The sequence below is a fragment of the Streptomyces sp. JH34 genome, from assembly GCF_029428875.1.
In the GTDB taxonomy this organism is placed as follows: Bacteria; Actinomycetota; Actinomycetes; order Streptomycetales; family Streptomycetaceae; genus Streptomyces.
Map to the genome: position 1 here is coordinate 6,273,625 of NZ_JAJSOO010000001.1, position 19,213 is coordinate 6,292,837.

The window sequence follows — 19,213 nt, forward strand, 5'->3', positions numbered from 1 at the left end:
TGTACGTGCGCGGGACAGGTCCGATGCGGCCCGCCACCACACCACGGCGGCGCCGGCGTAGGCCGTGCCGGCCGGCCCCCGCCCACGAGCCGGTCACGCGCCGAGCGGAGCCTGCCCGCGTGCCGCGCCCGGCGCCCGGGAGGTACCGGGCGTGTGCTCAGGAGGTACCGGTCGGCGGCTTCTCGTCGTACTGGGAGGTGCCCGAGTCCAGCAGCGGTTCCTGGGTCTTCAGATGCGCGGGGGCGAAGGCTCGCAGCGCGTGGTAGCCGGTGATCACCACGAGCGTGCCGAGCGCGATACCGCTCAGCTCGAAGTTGTCGCTGATCTTCAGGCTGACCCCGCCGACCCCGATGATGATGCCCGCGGCGGCCGGAACGAGGTTGAGGGGATTGCGCAGGTCGACCTTGGCGTTCAGCCAGATCTGGGCGCCCAGCAGGCCGATCATGCCGTACAGGATGACGGTGATGCCCCCGAGCACCCCGCCGGGGATCGCGGCGACGACCGCCCCGAACTTGGGGCAGAGGCCGAAGAGCAGCGCGAAGCACGCGGCGGCCCAGTAGGCGGCGGTGGAGTAGACCCGGGTCGCCGCCATCACCCCGATGTTCTCGGAGTACGTGGTGTTGGGCGGGCCGCCCACGGCCGTGGACAGCATCGACGCGGCGCCGTCCGCGGCGATGGCGGTGCCCAGCTTGTCGTCGAGAGAGTCGCCGGTCATCTCGCCGACGGCCTTCACATGCCCGGCGTTCTCGGCGATCAGCGCGATGACGACCGGCAGCGCGACCAGGATCGCCGACCATTCGAAGCTCGGCGCGTGGAAGGACGGCAGCCCGATCCAGTCCGCGTCCGCGACGGCCGACAGGTCCAGCCGCCAGTGGTCGACCGCCTCGGCACCGCCGGCCGGGGAGTGGATCTTCCCGAGGACCAGGTCGAGTACCCAGGACAGGACGTAGCCGAAGACGAGCCCGAGGAAGATGGCGATACGGGAGAAGAAACCGCGAAGGCAGACCACGGCCAGGCCGGTGAACAGCATCACCAGCAGGGCCGTCCACTGGTCCTGCGGCCAGTACGTCGACGCGGTGACGGGCGCCAGGTTGAAGCCGATCAGCATCACGACGGCACCGGTCACCACGGGCGGCATCGCCGCGTGGATGATCCGCGCGCCGAACCGCTGCACCATGAGCCCGACCAGGAACAGCACGGCACCGACGATCAGGACCGCGCCCGTGACGGTGGCACTGCTGCCGCCAGTGGCCCGGATCGTGGCGGCCACACCCACGAAGGAGAGGGAGCACCCCAGATAGCTGGGGACCCTGCCCTTCGTCGCCAGCAGGAAGATGGCGGTGGCGACACCGGACATCATGATCGCGAGGTTCGGGTCGAGCCCCATCAGGACGGGCGCGACGAAGGACGCCCCGAACATGGCCACCACGTGCTGGGCGCCGAGCCCGAACGTCCGGGGCCAGGAGAGCCGCTCGTCGGGGCGCACCACGGCCCCTGGTGCGGGGGTCTTCCCGTCGCCGTGCAAGGTCCAGCGCACGCCGAGGCCCATGGTCGCTCCCTGATTGGTGTGTGCGGTGCGCCCCGGAGGTCCACCCGCGGAAAAAGATCAGAGCCATGGTAGTGCCGTCGGCCGGTGTCCTCGCGCGCGGGCCCGCCGCGGGCGGAGCCGGCCGTTCCGCCGTCAGCCGTCCGTGGTGCTCCTGGCCGGCGACGGCAGCGGTGTGCCACCCTCCGCGATCTTGCGGTCGCCGGCCCGCAGCACCCCCGCGCCCAGGACCAGCCCGAACGCCAGCACGGTCACCAGGCCGAACGACACGAGGAGGGAGGTCGCCTCGGCCAGTGAACCGATGGCGGACGGGGCGATGAGCCCGGAGGTGTACGTGATGGTGGCGACGCCCGCGATGGCCCTGCTCGGGTTCGTGCCGCTGCGTCCGGCCGCGGCGAACGCAAGCGGAACGACCACCGCCACGCCGAGGCCCAGCAGACCGAAGCCGCAGAGCGCCAGGGCCGGGCCGGACGACAGGACCACCAGCAGTCCGCCGGCCGTGGCCAGGACGCCTCCGACGCGTACGGTGCGCACCGCCCCGAACCGGTCGACCACCTTGTCGCCGGCGATCCTGGCGATGGCCATCATGAGGGCGAACGCCGTGGTCGACGCCGCGGCGAGGCCGGCCGAACTGCCCATGACGTCGCGCAGGTAGACCGCCGACCAGTCCATGCTGGCTCCCTCGGCGAACACCGCGCAGAAGCCCACCGCTCCGATGACCAGCGCCGACTTCGGCGGCAGGGTGAAACGCGGCGGCGGCTCCTCGTCGGGCTCGCTGCGCAGGTCCAGGACCCCCTGGCAGGCGGCCAGCCCGAGGACGGTCAGTACCAGCGCGGCCAGCGTGTGGTGCAGCCGTGCGTCGGTACCCGTGTGCGCCGCGACCGTGCCCGCCGCCGAACCGACGAGGGCGCCCACGCTCCACATGCCGTGGAGCCCGGACATGATCGACCTGTCGAGCCTGTTCTCCACCTCGACGCCGAGGGCGTTCATCGCCACGTCCGACATGCCCGCGGTCGCCCCGTACACGAACAGTGCCAGGCAGAGCGTGAGCAGATTCGGGGACAGGGCGGGCAGGATCAGCGCCAGCGTCCAGAGCGCCAGCAGGCCCCGCAGAGCCGTGCGGGCGCCGAAGCGGTGGCTGACACTGCCGGCCAGCGGCATGGCCAGTGAGGCCCCGATCGCGGGGAAGGCGAGCGCGAGGCCGAGCTGACCGGCGCTGACCGAGGCGTGGTCCTGGATCCACGGCACCCGGGTCGCGAAGCTGCCGGTCACCGCCCCGTGCACGGCGAAGACCGCGCCGACCGCGTACCGGGCCCGCCTGATCTGCTCCGTGCCGAAGACCGGGACCGTCGAGTCCTTCGTCATACTCCGTGCCTCCCCTGAGGAATTGCGGCGGACCGGGCCCCCGGCGCCTGTCGTGTGGTGCGCGCCGTAAACTATCAGGAACCCTGCCTGATAAATAACCCCCATGGCGGCGGACCGTCAGAGATCTGGAAGGATCCCGGCATGCCCGCATCCCCGAGCACCGCCCGGGCCATCAACGACCGGCTCGCCCTGCGACTCCTCCAGCAGGACGGCCCGCTGACGGCCACTCAGCTGAAGGCCCTGACGGGCCTGTCCCGGCCCACGGTCGCCGATCTGGTGGACCGCCTGCAGGACGCCGGTCTGGTCCGGGTGGTCGGGGAGAGCGGCTCGGACCGGCGGGGCCCCAACGCCCGGCTGTACGGGATCGTCGCCGACCGGGCCCACCTGGCCGCCCTCGACGTACGGACGGACAGCGTCGCCGTTGCCGTCGCGGACCTGCTCGGCGTCACTCTCGCCGAGGCGACCCTGCCGATCGGCAGTGACACCGGCACGCGGTTCGCCGTCGAGCGGGCCGTGGCGATGCTGGAGCGCACCGCCCGCACGGCGGGCACCGCCCCGCTGCACAGCGTAGGCATCGGTGCCCCCGGCCTGATCGATCCGGTCACCGGCGAGCTCAGGAACACCGCAGGCCTCCCCGCCTGGCACGGAGGCCTGGTCAGGGAACTCCAGCAGCGTCTGGACGCCACCGTCCTCGTCGAGAACGAGACCAACCTCGCCGCCGTCGCCGAACACCGCATCGGTGCGGCCCGGGACCGCGACACCTTCGTGCTGCTCTGGCTGGGCCACGGCATCGGCGCCGCCGTCATGCTCGACGGGAAGCTGCGGCGCGGAGCGTCAGGAGGAGCCGGGGAGATCGGGTTCCTGCCGGTGCCCGGCACCTCGGGGGTCCCCTCGTCGGTCAACTGCGACGGAGGGTTCCACTCCCTGGTCGGCTCGGCGGCCGTATGCGAGCTGGCCGCGCGGCACGGCATCCGGGCCTGGGGTTCACCGGAGGCGGGGGAGGCCGCGCAGTCCCCGGGGGAGAATTCCCAGGAGCAGGACCCCGCCGCCGCGCTCGCCGTACGGGCCGCGCTCCGCGCCGGCACGGACGGCGAGGCCTTCCTGGAGGCGCTCGCCGGCCGTCTCGCGCTCGGAGCCGCCTCCGTCGTCTCCGTGCTCGACCCCGGCTGCCTCGTCCTCGCCGGCGAGGTCGGCCGCGCCGGTGGCGACGTCCTCGCCGCGCGGGTGGCGGAGCGACTCGCCCGGATGTCACCGCTGCGTACGGAGGTCAGGGCCGGGACGCTGGGGGGCGGTGCGGTACTGCGCGGCGCGCTGTTCGCCGCCCGGGAGGCCGCCCAGGACGCCCTCTTCGCTCCCGCGCGGTGACGCTCCGGCGTGGGGGGATGAGGGGCCGGGCGCTGAGGCACACGTTCCAGTCAGGCCTGGGACGACCCGTCAGCTCCGGTGCCCGACGGCCCCCGCCTCCACCAGGAAATGGCTCGGCTCGCCCCCCCATGACACGTACAGACTGTCCCGGGCGCGGGTGCAGGCGACGAACAGCAGACAGCGTTCCGGTGGGCTTAGATTCTTGCCCCTCCTGTTGTCGGTTCAGGCGAGACATAGGGGATCGCTTGAACCCTGCGCGAGCGGGATCCGGGGTAGCGGCCACGAACAGAACGACCTCTGCGATGTCCTTGAGAGGGGTTCTGTAAATCGAAATCGGTTACGTATCTACCCTCAGTTCAGGGGGGAATGGAGAAATTTTATTCGCTAGCCGACTCGCCGAGCCACTTGGCGAGGAGATCTGTGAACTCTTCATCCGAGATGGCGTTAGTGCCGGGATTGAACCCTTGCCAGGCGAGCGCTCGCTGGAGGACGTCTATCGGAATTCCGAATGCGCTGCTAAAAACGGCGACGAAGGAAAGTGGGCCGAATGCAGGGCCAAGGGTGTCCTTCGCCAAGGTCCCAAGCTCTGTCGCCCCCGATCCTAGGCGGTGAGCCGTCCGAAGGGTGTTCGCGGCCTGCTGCATGAACGCGTTACCCCTCAGTTCGACGATGTCGACCTCCGTGAAACCGTGGCGCGGTCATTTCTCCGGTGAATGTGGATCGTGCTGCAGGTTCAAGGGCTTGCGTGTCGCCGAGGGAGGGGTTTCGTGCGGCTGAATTGAAGAAGCCCAAATTATCTCGCAGGGTGCCTCCGTTCCGCGAGTAACCGCCAAAGCCGTCGTCACCCTGGAGAGGTAACGCTGAAACGCTCACTCACTCGTCCCTGTGATCCGTGGGACGAATTCCTCCATATACTCGCGGTGTTCCACGTGGATCGCGGATCCGGGGATCTTTGCCAGGGGTGAGAGGTCGACTTCGTCAAGCTTCCCGCATCCGTCAAGATCGGACAGTGCATGCAGGAGTGCCTCCAGGGCTACCCGGGAGTTCGCGTGCGGGGCCAGCATGGCGACAAGGTCACCTGTCACTCTGGCTTGGGTGTCGGAGAGTAGATTTACAAAGTCCTCAACGCGGTTGCTTGCCTCTGTGCGCAGTGCTTCGTCGAGACTCAGAAGATCTCGGAGGAAGTCGATATAGTACCTGTTTTCCATATGGGAAACCATCCTGTTCAGTGCGGGTACGGAACTGGTAGATGACTGGGCCACGGAATGTGGGTGTCATTGATCGCCGCCTCATTGTAGTTCGGACTCTTGGAGTTTCCGATCTGCGGGTGGTAGAGATTTCCTGCCTCGTCCTGGAATTGGCGCCCGATCTGAATCCGGTAGATAGGGCCGCTGCTGGCGTTGGGGCCGGCATGCGGTTGGAGATCGGGCCCGTGGACCCGCATACGCACCGTTTTACCCGTGACTTCGTCCGTCCAAGACCACTTGATGCCGTGCTCGACACCACCTGGGATGGGCCTCCATGTTTCCTGAACCGCATCCTTCGGAATGACGCTCAGCGGGTCCGCATCCCCCCTGAGGTCCCAGCCTCCGTCCTTGATTCGGGGCGGACAGGGACCGAGCCCGAGCGGGTCACTCCACGTGTGTGGGTTATGGACGTATGTGACCGGGTTGTCGGCCGGGGTCAGGCCCAGGGGGTCCGGTGTGAGATAGCGTGCCGACTCTGGGTCGTAATAGCGGAAGAAATTGTAGTGAAGTTCCGATTCGCGGTCGAAATACTGGCCCGGGAAGCGCAGCGGAGTATACGCCGTGGCATTGCGGGCCCAGGTGGTGGTGCCCCAGAGGGTAGCGCGGGTGCGCCATGCCAAGGCGCCCGATTCGTCGATGAGCTCTGTTGGAGTGCCGATCAGGTCAGTGACGATGGCGAAGAACCGGTCGTCGGTGGAGCCGTGGCGGCGTTCTGTCTGAGCCAAGGGACGCAAACCGGCATAGTCCCAGGTAAGGGTCGTGCGCTTTGTCGTCTGCTCGCAGAGGGTTGCGCCGTCCCAAATGAAGTGAACGACCTCCGAGGGGGATTGCTTGGATATTCGGCGACCCAACGGGTCATATGCGTACCGCCAGACCGTGCCGTCCGGCGTCGTCACCGACGTCAGGCGGTCCTCGGCATCCCACGCATAGCGCCAAGTGGCCGGCCTTCGCGAGAGACGGGCCTTCTGCCGCAGGATGGTGCGACCCTGGGCGTCGTGCTCGTAGCGGGTGGAGCCCGCGCGCGTAATGTTTGTGCCCGTGTAGGTGCGGGAGCCGGTCGACTCATGGGCCGGATGGGCAGGCGGCCAGGAGGCGTTCGCCTGGTTGCCTGCCTCGTCGTATGAGTACCGCTCTGTCCATCCGGACGCGTGTACGGCTGTTACGCGGCCTGCCGCGTCAAGGTCGAAGTGGCGGGTGCCGGATAGCTCGTCTGTGACGCCGACGAGGTTGCCGTCAGGGCGGTAGGCGTACGCGCGACGCTGGAGACGACGGCCGCCTACCGCAGTGACCTCGTGGGTCGTGAGGCGACCCATTATGTCGTACGAGGAGGTCAGAGATACGAAATCGCCCACTGTGCAGGATGTTTCGCGGCCGAGCTCGTCATGCGCGAAGGTGAGTCTCCGGCCGGAGACCGTGAGTGCTGACCGTCGGCCCGCTGCGTCGTATGACCAGTTGCTGGTCACCCCGCCCGGGGTCTTTCGGCCCGTTCGCCTCCCCAGTGCGTCGTGAGTGAACGAGAGCGTACGGCCATTCACTTCATCGGACTTGAGACGGCCGAAGCGGTCCCGCAGTCGTACCAGCGTCGCGTCCGGGCCAGTGGCCTCCGCCAGCTCGTCGAAGATGTCGTACTTAAAGGCTGTGACTGCGCCCGCCGCGTCCTTACGAACGATCTGGCCGAGTTTGTTGTGCTTGTACGTGACAGTCTGGGCCAGTGCGTTCGTACGGGATGTCAGACGCCCAATCGCGTCGTACACGTAAGTCATTGTCCGGTTGTCGAAGTCCGTCTCTGCCACGAGGCGGCCTGCCGGGTCGTACGTGTACGTCCACATCATTGATTGCGGGTTGGTCACCTCGGTGAGGCGGAGATTGGTGTCGTGCGTGAACTCGTACCGCATGCCGTCCGGGCCGGTGCGGGCCGTCAACAGGTCGAAGCCGGTGTATTCGAAGCGGGTAGTGCCGCCCATATCGTCCGTGTGGGAAAGGCAGTTTCCTTCACCGTCGTACGTCCACACCTGTGTGCTGCCATCGGGTTCGATACGGCGGGCGAGGTGGCCTTCAACTGTCCAATTGAGCTGTGTAACGGCGCCCAACGGATCCGTGACGGACACGGGGCGGCCGAATGGGTCGCGCTCGTACCGTGTGACCGCCCCCAGCGGATCGGTAATGCTTAGAGGGAGGCCAGCCTCGTTGGAAGCAACCGTCGAGGTGTGTCCGAGTGCGTCCGTGCGGGAGGTGAACGTGCCTTCGCCGTCGTGGGCGAACGTGGTGGCTGCACCGGATGGTTCCGTGATCGACGTGCGGTTGCCTCGCTCGTCAAAGGCCTGGCGCGTGACGTTGCCGTCTGTGCCGATGATGCGTATCGGTAGTCCGAGCTCGTCGTACTCGGTTCGTCTCTGGCGTCCGTCCGGGCGCTCCGCCACCGTCATGCGACCCTGCTCGTCGTAGGTGTACCGGACGACGTAGCCCAGTGGGTCCGCGCGTGAAAGCAGCCGATTGTGACGGTCGTACACGAAGCGAGTGGTCGCGCCCAGGGGGTCGATCTCGGTGACGACCTGCGCGCGGTCGTTGATCGCGTACCGCGTGGTGTGGCCGAGGCCGTCCGTCATCGACGTCATGCGTAGGCCGGTGTCCGGATCGATGTCGTCCCAGGTGAAGCGGGCTTCGAGGTGGCCGTTGGTGCCGCTCTGGTAGACGCAGCGGTCATGTTCGTCGTAGACGTACTCGTACCGGCTGCCGTTGGTGTCGGTCCATGCGGTGATGCGGCCCAGTTCGTCGCAGTCGAAGCGCAGGGGTTTCCCCGATGAGTTGGTGACCGAGGTGAGGTGGCCGTCGGTGTAGCCGTAGCGGAGGATTTCCTGGTCGGTGCCGTCGGGGCCGGCGCCTGCCAGGTGCAGGGCGGTGACCCTGCCTTCGGCGGTGGTGAGTTTCAGGTGGTAGCCGCCGTGGTGCACGATCGAGGTCGGGGCACCCGTCTCGTCGTACTCGAAGGCGATCCAGCGGCCGTTGCGGTCGTCGATCTGGGCCAGCAGCGCCAGCTCCCCGGTCGGCTGGTCGACGAAGTGCCGGACCTGGCCGGTCTCCGGCTCGGTGATCGTGTAGCCGTCCTGCACCCGGTCCAAGGGCCAACGTCGGCCGTGCGTGGGCATGACGGGGGCGCCGGGTGCCGGGTGCGGGTAGGCGAGGAGGCTGCCCTCGTTGCAGCTGAAGACCACACCTTCCGCGTCGGTCTCAAGGCGCTGGTCGACCGTGCTGGACCAACCGGAGCCGAACCAGCGTCCGGCCCGGTGCGAGGAGTCGAAGACGCGCTCGAAGACGAGGGGTAGTGAGCCCGGCAGCACGATGTCCGTCTGCGGGAGCAGCATGCGCCCCGTCGCGACGTCGACAGGGTCTCCGGCGCACTTGACCTTGCTGCACTGCTGCCCGTTGGCGTCGGGGTTCTCCTCGTGGCTTCGGCGGTTGGGGCCCTTGGGGCGTTCGGCGAGGTCTTTCATCCCGGCCCGTAGGCCGCCCTTGATCAGGCCGCCGCCCTTGGTGCCGATGAGTTCGGGGAGGAGCCGGCCGAGGAACTCGGAGGGGTCTCCCTTGGCCGCGTCCCAGGCGTTCTTCAGCGCGCGGTCGGGGTTGGTCACGGTGGAGACGAGGCCGGCGAGCGTCATGTTGACGCCCTTGTAGTACTCGGCCGGGTGCGTCAGGTTGTACGGATCGGTCGGGTTGACCGAGCGGACGAAGTTCAGCAGTCCCGCGGTGCCCTTGACGGCACCGCCGACGACGTGGGTCAGCTCCATGGACTGGCCGACCCCGTAGTCGAAGAGCTCCTGCTTCGCCCGGTCCAGGCCGGTGGGTTCCTTCGGAGCTTGGGCCATTGCAGCGGTGATCGCGCCCTTGGCCGTTTCGGCAGCGTCGTCGCGTGCCTGCCGGGCGCGCTGAAGGATCTCCTGGGCATGCCGGCGCTTGGCCGCACCCGGGTCGGAGAACTTCCCCGGGTGCGGGAGGGGGTGGTCGGTGTTGCGGACCGCGTTGTACGCCTCCGCCTTCTCCTTGAAAGCGGCCGCCGCAGTCTCGTAGTCCTGCTTGCCCTCCTTGTAGAGAGCGATCGCCTCACCGGCCTTGGCCTGCGCCCTGGTAACCGTCCCCGCGAACGTCTCCAACGCCTTGGCCGCGTCCTCGAACGCGTCCGCCGCGCGCACCCAGTCGGTGGGCAGTGTCTGGAACTTGGCGCGGAAGGGTGTCAGCGGCCTCACCCTTCCAACGGCCGGAGTCGAGCTTCTTCATCCCGCTGCCGACGAGATCGAACGCCTTCTGGAAGTCGCGGAGGTTCTTCACCGCCGCGCTGATCTTCTCCGGCCTGCCATGGATCAGCTCATCCGCTTCCTCGGTCTGACCGAGTTGCTGCTCCCCGACGTTCGCACCCAGAGCGGAGGCGGTCTCATCGCCCCAGTCCTCGACCTCGTCGGCCCACTCGTCGGCACCGACCTTCTCGAGACCCGCGCCGAGCACATCGGTGCCCTTGTCGATCCCTGTGCCGACGATCTCCTTGCCCTTGTCGACGAGGTTGCCCGCCCCGTCGTAGAGGGCGTCGCCCCACTTCCCCCAGTCCACCATCAGTTGCTCTGCCCCCACCGCGGCTGCTCAGCCTGATCGAGAATCTCCTGGGACGGATCGAGTTTTTCCTTCAGCGTCTCGTCCATCTCCGCGCGCCGTTCCGGGGAGATGAACCCGGAGTTCTCCCACGAGTCGAGCAGCGCGTCCTCCCCGTCGTACATCGTGTCCCGCCAGGTCTGGCCCACCTCGTCGTTGGCCTCGGCCATCGAGTCCCAGCTCCAGTCCGGGTCGTCGTACGCGGACTGCGTGCTGATCGCGTCCCAGCTCATGCCCTTGACGTCGTCCTCGGAGGCATGCGGATTCCCGTTCAGGGAGTTCACGCCGATCTTGATCGAGTCCTTGACGTACTGCTCCTGCTCCGCGAAGGAACCCGCCGACAACCCCACTCCCAGCGCGAACCCGTTCCCCTTCTGGGTCAGGGCCCGCACGCCCCACTCCCAGCGGTTGCAGAACGTCTCGAACTCAGACGTCAGCCCGCCATGCCCCAACTCCAGCCCCGACAAAGCCAGATCCGAAAAACCCCGCCCACCGACGCCTCGCCGATGAATCCGAGCTCCTTCAGCTCCGCGTGCGCCAGGTTGATCCCCTTCGCGATCTCCGCCAACGCCTCCGGCGGCACCTGAAGATCCGCGTTCTCCCCGCTCACTGCATCCCCCCGAGATCAACGGCGACCGCATCCGGCACGATGCCCGCCACCGGCGGAAACAACATCCCGTCCGTACTACCCGCGTCCAGCGCCACCCCCGCAGGACCCGGCAACATCGGCACCATCACATCCAGCAACCGCGCACCCAGAACGGTTTGGTAAGCCCACTCACGACCGGCCTCCCCACGAGCCGACGCAAACCGGGCCAACGCCTCCTCGTCCGAAAAGGCGCAGATCCAGCGCACACCGTTCTGTTCCGCCGACCACAGATCACCGGCCTCGTCCAGCGGCACCAACACCGCCGTACGCCGAAACTCACCCAGCAGCACGGCAAACTCGCGGCGTGCCGCAAGCAACTGCTCCTTCTCGGTCTCGACCGACGTTGCAGCGAGTGCCCGCTCGGGAGGCGGCCCCGGAACATCATCCAGGTCCGCCAGCCGTGACCGCCTCCGCTGCTGCTCCGGTATCCCGTCCCCACCCGTGGTCATACGAAGGATCATCACACGCACGGATTTTCAAGTGCAACGTGATAGCGCCTACTGGCTGGAATCCTGCTGCTCCGGGCACGGGGAGACTTCGAGGACCGCCCACACCGTCTTGCCCGGCCCGTCCGCGCAGGGGTACCAGCCCCAGCGGTCGGCCAGGGCCGCGACCAGCAGGAGCCCCCGGCCTCCGTCCTGATCGGGTGAGGCTGGTTCGGCGGGGGCGGGGAGGTGCTCGCCTCGGGTGTCGGTGACCTCGATGCGGATGGCCGTGCCTTCGGCGGAGAGGCGGAGGCGGAAGTCCCGGCCGGACACGTGACCATGGCGCACCGCGTTGCTGCTGAGCTCGGCGACGGCCAGCAGCAGCGCATCGTGCGCCTCGCTCCCGTACGGAACGCCCCAGGCATCGAGGCGTTCACCGGCCAGGCGCCGGGCGAGACGAGCGCCCCGCGGCGTGGAACTGAAACGCAACGTGAAGTGGTGCCAGGCGAATTGCGCGTCTGGGGCGCGCGTCGGTCGTACGGGGAGGAGCGGCTGCTTGTCGGTCATTCCCCCACACTGGCGCGCAATGACTGAAAGTGACCAGGGGTTACGCACTGTCGCAGCCCGGATGTGCGTGGAGAGGGAGAGGCCTGTACGCAGGAGGGGCAGGCTGGAACGGGGTCAGGGCAGGCGGGTCAGGTCGCGTAGCTGTCCGACCAGTGCGTGGACGTCGCGTTCGGCAGGTGGAGCGGTGGGCGCCTCCTGCGAGGTCGTCCGGCAGGGGCGGCAGAGGCCGTCGGGGAGGGCTTCGGGCGAGCCGGGGCGGCCGCATTCGGTGCACTCCGCGAGGAGGCGGCGCTTCGGGGCGCTGGTTGCGGCAGGCGTCGGGCTGCTGGTCAGCAGCGGCGGCAGCTTGTCGGTGAGGCGGCGGCGCACGAGGCCGACGGGGGAGTCGACCTGGGCGGGGAGGCCAGCCGTGAGGGCCTGGGTGAGGTAGTCGGCATCCACGCCGCGTGCGAACCAGCCGGCGGCCAGGGGCTCCAGGGCGCGGCAGTCTGCGGCGGAGAGCGCCAGGCGCGTGTCCCGGCGGCCGAGTTGGGCCAGGGCGAGGTACGCGGGGGAGGCGGCGTCCGCTGGTGTCGCCGGGGTGCGCTGCGTGGGCATGGCGGTTGATGCGGGCGCGGGAGCGGGCGGGACCGTAGGCGCGGCGGGCTCGGGTGTTGAGGTCGAGGCCGCGGCGGGAGCTTCGGCGTCGGTAAGCGGGGGAGTGGGTGTGGCTTCCGGCGTGGAGTGGCTGCTCTCGGTGGTCAGGAACGTGTCCCACCACTCGTTGTCGCGGGCAGTACGGGACCAGTAGGTGCGCGAGACCCAGCGGACCTGCTCCCCCTCGCCGGCCAGGCAGCGTACGCGCCGTAGGTGCCCGGCCACTCAGAGGGCCTTCAACGCGCTGGAGACGGCCATCTGTCCGTACAGCGGGAGGCTCCTGGCCAGTGACTTGATGTCCATGGCCGCGCCGTCGGGGAGCCGGTCGACGTATCCGGCGATGTGCCGCTCGCGCTCCGGCATCAGGGCGAAGTCGTCTGCCCGGGGCGCGCGTTGGCCCGATGCGGTTCGCTTGCCGTAGCCGGGGCGGGCTTTCGCGTACGGGCGCGAGGATGCGGGTGCGCGGAGGGCAGGGCTAAGGTGCTCGGTAGCCACGAGATCGCCTACTTCGATCTTGGGGTGAGACCCCGGCCTGGTGTTTCCGCACCGCGTCGGGGTCGATTCGTTGGGGGCACCGTAAGCAGTCGTGACGGTGCGCCGCAAGCCGATCACATTTAGTCATATCGGCTGGGTGTGGCCGGGTAGGGAGGGTGGGGAGGTTTTCCCGAAACCCTTCTTCTACCTACCGGGTGAACAACATCGCTCGGATCTCGAAGCTCGCATCCCGACTCCCGAATCCCGAAGCTCAAGCGTCGGGCCCGCCCCCTTGATTTCATCCCCCCTACGAGTGAACGATCCGTTTCCGACGCTCGAAGCTCGGCTCTTGAGTACCGAGGGTCGGGCCACTCCTTCGATGGAACGCGGCCGGAATGGTGTGCGCGCGAGAGGGTGGGTCGTTACGGTGCCCGAGTGGGACGAGCCGGGGCGGGGCTGCCTTCCGGAGCCGGTGCCGTCGGTGTGACGCAACCTTGAAGAGCCGTCCTTAGCAGGCTGGTTGTACGCGATGGGCCGAGGCGAGTACGCACGTGGGACAGGCGGGTGGCGATGACGCAGGACGAGGCGGCCATGGACGCGGGGGCGGTGACCCCGTCGGGGACGCCGCCGGACGGCAAGTCGGAGAACGGCGTGGCGGTCGCATTCGGACGGCAGTTGAAACTGCTTCGGGTGCGGGCGGGGCTGGACCGGGTGGAGTTCGGGAAGCGGCTGGGTTACGCGGCCCAGTCGGTGGCCTCGTTCGAGCAGGGGCGGCGCATCCCGCAGTCGGAGTTCGTCGACAAGGCGGATCGTTTGCTGGAGGCCGGTGGGCTGTTGATGGCGTTGAAGGAGGAGCTTGCGCGGTCGCAGTACCCGGCGTTCTTCCGGGACATGGCGCGCTTGGAGGCCGAGGCCGTCACGCTTCACGTCTACGCGACGCTGGCCGTGCCGGGCTTGCTGCAGACGGAAGCGTACGCACGCGCTGTCTTCGCGATGCGACGCCCGCTCCTTGATGAGGAGACGATTGAGCAGCGTGTTTCTGCACGTATGGCACGCCAGGCGATCTTCGCTCGCAAGCCCATGCCAACTCTGAGCTTCGTCATCGAGGAGTCGGTGCTGCATCGGCCTGTCGGAGGACGATCCGTGTTGCGGGGACAACTGGAACAGATCATCCTCCACGGGCATCTTCGCAACGTAGAGGTCCAGTTGATGCCGACTGAGCGGACGGAGCACTGCGGTCTCGCCGGGCCATTTACCTTGATCGAGAAACACGACGGGCGGAGGATGGCTTACGTTGAGGTTCAGCGAGACAGCCGTCTGCATACCGACTGGGCGGTGGTACGGGATGTCGAGGAGCAGTACGGGATCATCCGAGCTCAGGCTCTGACACCACGTGAATCGCTGGACGTCGTCGAGGGACTCCTGGGAGAAGGATGATGAGCCGGATGAGTGCGTCGAGCCTGCCTGAACCGGCTTGGTTCAAGAGCAGCTACAGCAGTGGCGAGGGCGGCGAGTGCATCGAGGTCGCCGCCGTGGCCACGCACGTGCACATCCGGGATTCGAAGCAGTCAGACGGTCCCGTGCTGACCGTGGGGGTCCGGGCGTGGGCGCGATTCCTCGGGCTGGCCGCGAACTGAGCCACCTACACGGAGCGCCCCCCCCGCACGCCCTGCGAGGGAGCCGTCAGGCCCGGCCCCGGTCACTGTTCTCGCAGCCGCACCCACGCTCTGTGACCCGTCCCACAGAAGTCACCCGGATGGACCGTTGACCGCCGTGGCACAATGACCGTGTACCAGCAGCAGCGCACTCCGGGGTCGGTGTAATTCCGAACCGGCGGTTATAGTCCGCGACCCGTCCGCATCCAGCGGCCGGTTGACCAGGTGAGATTCCTGGACCGACGGTGAAAGTCCGGATGGGAGGCAGTGCGCGGCGGGCCGTCACAGGTACGCCGCCGTCGGCGGATGTGTTCCGGGAAGTCCCGGGACGCCTGCATCCGTGTCTTCGGTTTTCGGCGTTCCCCTGTTGCGTTCCGCTTCATCTGTCGTCATCGACAGGCCCCGGAGTCCGTGCCCGAAGAGGCAGGAGGACCCGGTGGCAACCGCAGCCGAAACAGACGCCATGCGGCGGGCGATCACGCTCGCGGCCCGCGGACTCGGCGCCACCAGCCCGAACCCCGTCGTCGGATGCGTCATCCTCGACGCCGCCGGGGAACAGGCCGGCGAAGGCTTCCATCAGCGCGCCGGCGGGCCGCACGCCGAGATCCACGCCCTGCGCGCGGCCGGCGAGCGGGCCCGGGGCGGCACCGCCCTCGTCACCCTCGAACCCTGTAACCACACAGGACGCACCGGACCGTGCGCCCAGGCGCTCGTCGACGCCGGCGTCCGCCGGGTCGTGTACGCGGTGGGCGACCCGAATCCGCAGGCCACCGGCGGTGCCGACACCCTGCGCGCCGCGGGCGTCCAGGTGGAACAGGGCCTCCTCGCCGACGAGGCCGAGGCGGGCAACACCGCGTGGCTCACCTCGGTCCGCCTCGGCCGCCCGTACGTCCTCTGGAAGTACGCGGCGACCCTCGACGGCCGGATCGCCGCCGCCGACGCCACCAGCCGCTGGATCACCTCCCCCGAGGCCCGTGCCGACGTCCACCGCCTGCGGGCCGAGGCGGACGCCGTCGTGGTCGGCTCCGGAACCGCCCGTGCCGACGACCCCCAGCTGGGCGCACGTGGCATCGAGGGCGCCACCCAGCCGCTCCGGGTGGTCGTCGACACCGGCGCCACCGCCGTCCGGCCCGGAGCCCGCGTCCTCGACGAGGCCGCGCCCACCCTGGTCGCGGTCGCCGACGACGCCGAGGCCGGCCACCTCCCCGAGGAGGCCGTGCTGCGCCTGCCGCGCGCCACCGGCGGACCGGGCCTGGACATCGACGCGCTGCTCGCCGCCCTGCACGGCCGGGGGATCCGCTCCGTACTCCTCGAAGGCGGCCCGGTCCTGGCCGGCGCCTTCGTCGCCGCGGGGGCGGTCGACACCGTCGTCGGCTATCTCGCCCCGGTCCTCCTCGGCGCGGGCCCCGCCGCCCTCGCCGACGCCGGAATCTCCACCATCTCCCAGGCGTTGCGCCTCGATGTGACCGAGACCGTCCGTATCGGCCCCGATCTGCGCATCACCGCCGTCCCCGTCCCTACTCGGAAGGGAAACTGAGTGTTCACCGGAATTGTCGAAGAACTGGGTGAGGTCACCGCCGTCGAGAAGCTCGACGACGCCTCCCGCTTCCGACTGCGCGGGCCCGTCGTGACCGACGGCGCCAAGCACGGCGACTCCATCGCCGTCAACGGCGTCTGCCTCACCGTCGTGGACCTCGGGGAGAACGAGTTCACCGCCGACGTCATGGCCGAGACGCTGGACCGTTCCAGCCTCGGCGCGCTGATGCCCGGCTCCCGGGTCAACCTGGAGCGCCCCATGGCCCTCGGCGGACGCCTCGGCGGCCACATCGTCCAGGGTCACGTGGACGGAACCGGCCACATCGTCGGGCGCAAGATCTCCGAGAACTGGGAGATCGTCACGGTCTCCCTGCCCGCCGGCCTGAGCCGATACGTGGTGGAGAAGGGCTCGATCACCGTCGACGGCGTGAGCCTGACCGTCGTCGAGGCGGGCACCGACCACTTCACGATCAGCCTCATCCCCACCACGCTCGCCCTGACCACGCTCGGCATCAAGGAGCCCGGCGACCCGGTCAACCTCGAGGTGGACGTCCTCGCGAAGTACGTCGAGCGGCTGCTCGCCCACGGGTCCGCCCCGGAAGCCGGGGGGCCGGTCGCATGAACGCCCTGGACTGGCTGAACTCGGAGGCGTTCAGCGCCTTCGGACAGCACATCATCTGGTCGGACATGATCGGCAACACGATCGGTCTGATCGCCCTGGCCCTCGGCTGGCTGCGCTCGGTGTGGACCTGGCCCGCCCAGCTCCTGTCCGGCGTCGTCCTGGTCGCCGCCAACGTCTCCGTGCAGCAGGCGGGCAGCGTCGGCAAGCAGTTGATCGTCGTCGCCGTCGCCGTCTGGGGCTGGCAGCAGTGGACCCGCGGCAGGCAGCAGGCGCAGGACGGGTCCATCGCCGTGCGCTTCGCCACCTGGAAGGAGCGCGGATACCTGCTGGGCGGCGCCGCTCTGGGGACCCTGGCGGTCGGCGGCCTGTTCACGGCCTTCCCGTCGCTCTCCTGGAGCCCGTGGGCCGACGCCTACATCTTCGCCGGCACCCTCGTGGCGATGATCGCCCAGGCACGCGGCATGGTCGAGTTCTGGTTCGCCTGGCTGCTCGTCGACCTCGTCGGCGTACCGCTCAACTTCCAGAGCGGACTCGCCTTCTCCGGTCTCATCTACGTCGTCTACGGCGCCCTCGTCCTGTGGGGCATGCGCGACTGGTGGCTGCGTACGCGGACACCCGCTCTGAAGGGAGCCACGGCATGACTGCCCAGCCCGCCTGGTCGCACGACCGCACCCTCGAGGACCTCTCGCTGGACCCCGTCGAACAGGCCATCCGCGACATCGCCGCAGGACGGCCCGTCGTGGTCGTCGACGACGAGGACCGGGAGAACGAGGGCGACCTCGTCATCGCCGCCGAGAAGGCGACCCCCGAGATCATCGCCTTCATGATGACCGAGTGCCGCGGCCTGATCTGCGCTCCCATGGAGGACGAGGAACTGGAACGCCTCGAACTCCCGCAGATGGTCACGCACAACACCGAGTCGATGAAGACCGCCTTCACCGTCTCCGTGGACGCCTCCGCCGAGCACGGGGTGACCACCGGGATCTCCGCGGCCGACCGGGCCACCACGCTCCGGATGCTGGCGGGCGGCAGGGCGGGCCCCGGCGACTTCGTGCGCCCCGGCCACGTCTTCCCTCTCCGCGCCCGCTCCGGCGGGGTCCTCGTCCGCAACGGTCACACCGAGGCCGCCGTCGACCTGGCCCGGCTCGCCGGCCTGCGTCCCGCCGGAGCCATCGTCGAGATCGCCGGCGAGGACGGGGTGATGCTGCGGCTGCCCGAGCTCGTCCCCTTCGCCCGCAAGCACGGCCTCACGATCATCTCCATCGAGGACCTGATCGCCTACCGCCGCAGCGCCGAACCGACCGTGCGCCGCGAGGCCGAGGTCCGACTGCCCACCAGCTTCGGCGCGTTCACCGCGTACGGCTACCGCTCCGTGGTCGACGGCGTCGAGCACGTCGCGCTCGTCCACGGCGACATCGGCGACGGCCGGGACGTCCTGGTCCGGGTCCACTCCGAGTGCCTGACCGGCGACATCTTCCAGTCCCAGCGCTGCGACTGCGGGCCCCAGCTCCACACCTCCATGGAGCGCGTCACGGCCGAGGGCCGCGGGGTCGTCGTCTATCTGCGCGGCCACGAGGGCCGGGGCATCGGACTGCTGTCCAAGCTGCGCGCCTACGAACTCCAGGAGCGCGGCTCCGACACCCTCGACGCCAACCTGGAACTCGGCCTGCCGGCCGACGCCCGGGACTACGCGGCGGGCGCCCAGATCCTGAGCGACCTCGGCGTGCGGACCCTGCGCCTGATGACCAACAACCCGGACAAGACCGCCGCGCTCGTGCGGTACGGGCTCGAGATCACCGGACGCGAACCGATGCCCGTCCAGGCCGGTGAGCACAACCTGCGCTACCTGCGCACCAAGCGGGACCGGATGGGGCACGACCTGCCCTGGCTCGACGCCGCCGCGTCGGCCTGCGGCAACCAGTGACCCACCCGGCCCGCGGCGACCAGTAAGCACCGACGAACACACACAGGAGAGACATGAGCGGCAAGGGCGCACCCGAACTGTCCGTACGCAACTGCGGAGACCTCCGGGTGGCGGTGATCGCGGCCCAGTGGCACGAGAAGGTCATGGACGGACTCGTCGAAGGGGCCCTGCGCGCGCTGCACGACCTCGGGATCGACGAGCCGACCCTGCTGCGGGTCCCCGGCAGCTTCGAGCTCCCGGTCGTGGCCAAGGTGCTCGCCGGCCGCGGCTACGACGCGATCGTCGCCCTGGGAGTGATCATCCGCGGAGGCACCCCGCACTTCGAATACGTGTCCCAGGGGGTCACCAACGGCCTCACCCAGGTCACGGTCGACACCGGGGTCCCCGTCGGCTTCGGCGTGCTCACCTGTGACAACGAGGAACAGGCCCTGGACCGGGCCGGGCTCGAGGGCTCCAACGAGGACAAGGGACACGAGGCCGTCACCGCCGCCGTGGCCACCGCCGCCACACTGCGCACCGTCAGCGAACCCTGGCGCTGAGCAGCGCCCCGGGACCCCGTATTCT

General features: G+C 69.0%; 15 protein-coding genes, 2 pseudogenes and 1 riboswitch. Of the genes and pseudogenes, 8 read left to right on the forward strand and 9 right to left on the reverse strand.

The genetic code is table 11. The annotated features are described in order from the left end of the window. Nucleotides 1–157 precede the first annotated feature (157 nt). Together LWJ43_RS28265 and LWJ43_RS28270 are read right to left on the reverse strand one after the other, a co-directional pair. Nucleotides 158–1,549: a uracil-xanthine permease family protein gene (locus tag LWJ43_RS28265; RefSeq protein ID WP_277335002.1), complete on the reverse strand. Its 1,392-nt coding sequence runs from the start codon at nucleotides 1,547–1,549 to the stop codon at nucleotides 158–160. Nucleotides 1,550–1,681: 132 nt separating this feature from the next. Then, a complete protein-coding gene (locus LWJ43_RS28270) occupies nucleotides 1,682–2,911 on the reverse strand; it encodes an MFS transporter (RefSeq protein WP_277335003.1) in 1,230 nt (409 codons plus the stop codon). A gap of 141 nt (nucleotides 2,912–3,052) precedes the next feature. Between LWJ43_RS28270 and LWJ43_RS28275 the strand changes: the two genes are divergently transcribed. After that, nucleotides 3,053–4,276: an ROK family transcriptional regulator gene (locus LWJ43_RS28275; protein ID WP_277335004.1), complete on the forward strand. Its 1,224-nt coding sequence runs from the start codon at nucleotides 3,053–3,055 to the stop codon at nucleotides 4,274–4,276. An 869-nt stretch (nucleotides 4,277–5,145) separates the two neighbouring features. Here LWJ43_RS28275 and LWJ43_RS28280 read toward each other — a convergent pair. The 7 genes and pseudogenes from LWJ43_RS28280 to LWJ43_RS28310 form a co-directional block, all read right to left on the reverse strand. Next, the gene (locus tag LWJ43_RS28280; protein ID WP_277335005.1) at nucleotides 5,146–5,484 is read right to left on the reverse strand and encodes a hypothetical protein; all 339 of its coding nucleotides are present in this window, start codon (nucleotides 5,482–5,484) and stop codon (nucleotides 5,146–5,148) included. 17 nt (nucleotides 5,485–5,501) lie between these two features. Then, nucleotides 5,502–9,710, reverse strand: a complete 4,209-nt coding sequence (locus LWJ43_RS28290) for a polymorphic toxin type 30 domain-containing protein (protein ID WP_346771999.1) — start codon at nucleotides 9,708–9,710, stop codon at nucleotides 5,502–5,504. After that, nucleotides 9,622–10,143: a putative T7SS-secreted protein gene (locus tag LWJ43_RS32935; protein ID WP_346772000.1), complete on the reverse strand. Its 522-nt coding sequence runs from the start codon at nucleotides 10,141–10,143 to the stop codon at nucleotides 9,622–9,624. Before LWJ43_RS32935 ends, LWJ43_RS28290 begins: the two co-directional genes overlap by 89 nt. Further along, a pseudogene (locus tag LWJ43_RS28295) lies at nucleotides 10,125–10,771 on the reverse strand (hypothetical protein). The gene LWJ43_RS32935 and the pseudogene LWJ43_RS28295 overlap by 19 nt, the downstream one beginning before the upstream one ends. Continuing rightward, nucleotides 10,768–11,259 carry an SseB family protein gene (locus LWJ43_RS28300; protein WP_277335006.1) on the reverse strand — a complete coding sequence of 164 codons (492 nt, stop codon included), beginning with the start codon at nucleotides 11,257–11,259 and terminating at the stop codon, nucleotides 10,768–10,770. The pseudogene LWJ43_RS28295 and the gene LWJ43_RS28300 overlap by 4 nt, the downstream one beginning before the upstream one ends. 48 nt (nucleotides 11,260–11,307) lie before the next feature. Beyond that, on the reverse strand, nucleotides 11,308–11,802 hold the full coding sequence (locus LWJ43_RS28305; RefSeq protein ID WP_277335007.1) for an ATP-binding protein: 495 nt from the start codon (nucleotides 11,800–11,802) through the stop codon (nucleotides 11,308–11,310). A 114-nt stretch (nucleotides 11,803–11,916) separates the two neighbouring features. Beyond that, a pseudogene (locus LWJ43_RS28310) lies at nucleotides 11,917–12,933 on the reverse strand (MarR family transcriptional regulator). 549 nt (nucleotides 12,934–13,482) lie between these two features. Between LWJ43_RS28310 and LWJ43_RS28315 the strand changes: the two are divergent. The 7 genes from LWJ43_RS28315 to ribH all read left to right on the forward strand — a co-directional run bounded on the left by LWJ43_RS28315 (nucleotide 13,483) and on the right by ribH (nucleotide 19,188). Further along, nucleotides 13,483–14,349 carry a helix-turn-helix domain-containing protein gene (locus tag LWJ43_RS28315; RefSeq protein WP_277335008.1) on the forward strand — a complete coding sequence of 289 codons (867 nt, stop codon included), beginning with the start codon at nucleotides 13,483–13,485 and terminating at the stop codon, nucleotides 14,347–14,349. A gap of 8 nt (nucleotides 14,350–14,357) precedes the next feature. Further along, nucleotides 14,358–14,549 (forward strand): DUF397 domain-containing protein, encoded by a 192-nt coding sequence (locus tag LWJ43_RS28320; RefSeq protein WP_277335009.1) that lies wholly within the window; start codon nucleotides 14,358–14,360, stop codon nucleotides 14,547–14,549. A 162-nt stretch (nucleotides 14,550–14,711) separates the two neighbouring features. Next, nucleotides 14,712–14,842: riboswitch (FMN riboswitch) on the forward strand. 161 nt (nucleotides 14,843–15,003) lie between these two features. Beyond that, nucleotides 15,004–16,104 carry a bifunctional diaminohydroxyphosphoribosylaminopyrimidine deaminase/5-amino-6-(5-phosphoribosylamino)uracil reductase RibD gene (gene ribD, locus LWJ43_RS28325; protein ID WP_277335010.1) on the forward strand — a complete coding sequence of 367 codons (1,101 nt, stop codon included), beginning with the start codon at nucleotides 15,004–15,006 and terminating at the stop codon, nucleotides 16,102–16,104. Further along, entirely contained in the window at nucleotides 16,105–16,725 is a 621-nt protein-coding gene (locus LWJ43_RS28330; protein WP_277335011.1) for a riboflavin synthase, read from the forward strand. It begins immediately after the preceding gene. Beyond that, nucleotides 16,722–17,366: a nicotinamide mononucleotide transporter family protein gene (locus LWJ43_RS28335; RefSeq protein ID WP_277335012.1), complete on the forward strand. Its 645-nt coding sequence runs from the start codon at nucleotides 16,722–16,724 to the stop codon at nucleotides 17,364–17,366. The genes LWJ43_RS28330 and LWJ43_RS28335 overlap by 4 nt, the downstream gene beginning before the upstream one ends. Then, nucleotides 17,363–18,649, forward strand: coding sequence for a bifunctional 3,4-dihydroxy-2-butanone-4-phosphate synthase/GTP cyclohydrolase II (locus LWJ43_RS28340; RefSeq protein ID WP_277335013.1), 1,287 nt, complete (start codon nucleotides 17,363–17,365; stop codon nucleotides 18,647–18,649). Before LWJ43_RS28335 ends, LWJ43_RS28340 begins: the two co-directional genes overlap by 4 nt. Before the next feature lie 53 nt (nucleotides 18,650–18,702). Next, complete coding sequence (ribH, locus tag LWJ43_RS28345) at nucleotides 18,703–19,188, forward strand: 6,7-dimethyl-8-ribityllumazine synthase (protein WP_277335014.1); 486 nt, start codon at nucleotides 18,703–18,705, stop codon at nucleotides 19,186–19,188. The last annotated feature ends 25 nt before the right edge of the window (nucleotides 19,189–19,213 follow it).

Excerpts from the sequence above, each read along its gene's own strand:
- LWJ43_RS28335 (WP_277335012.1), top strand. The coding sequence starts at position 16,722 with ATGAACGCCCTGGACTGGCTGAACTCGGAGGCGTTCAGCGCCTTCGGA.
- LWJ43_RS28320 (WP_277335009.1), top strand. The coding sequence starts at position 14,358 with ATGAGTGCGTCGAGCCTGCCTGAACCGGCTTGGTTCAAGAGCAGCTAC.
- LWJ43_RS28315 (WP_277335008.1), top strand. The coding sequence starts at position 13,483 with ATGACGCAGGACGAGGCGGCCATGGACGCGGGGGCGGTGACCCCGTCG.
- LWJ43_RS28305 (WP_277335007.1), bottom strand. The coding sequence starts at position 11,802 with ATGACCGACAAGCAGCCGCTCCTCCCCGTACGACCGACGCGCGCCCCA.
- LWJ43_RS28300 (WP_277335006.1), bottom strand. The coding sequence starts at position 11,259 with ATGACCACGGGTGGGGACGGGATACCGGAGCAGCAGCGGAGGCGGTCA.
- LWJ43_RS28280 (WP_277335005.1), bottom strand. The coding sequence starts at position 5,484 with ATGGAAAACAGGTACTATATCGACTTCCTCCGAGATCTTCTGAGTCTC.
- LWJ43_RS28340 (WP_277335013.1), top strand. The coding sequence starts at position 17,363 with ATGACTGCCCAGCCCGCCTGGTCGCACGACCGCACCCTCGAGGACCTC.
- LWJ43_RS28275 (WP_277335004.1), top strand. The coding sequence starts at position 3,053 with ATGCCCGCATCCCCGAGCACCGCCCGGGCCATCAACGACCGGCTCGCC.
- LWJ43_RS28265 (WP_277335002.1), bottom strand. The coding sequence starts at position 1,549 with ATGGGCCTCGGCGTGCGCTGGACCTTGCACGGCGACGGGAAGACCCCC.
- ribH (WP_277335014.1), top strand. The coding sequence starts at position 18,703 with ATGAGCGGCAAGGGCGCACCCGAACTGTCCGTACGCAACTGCGGAGAC.
- LWJ43_RS28270 (WP_277335003.1), bottom strand. The coding sequence starts at position 2,911 with ATGACGAAGGACTCGACGGTCCCGGTCTTCGGCACGGAGCAGATCAGG.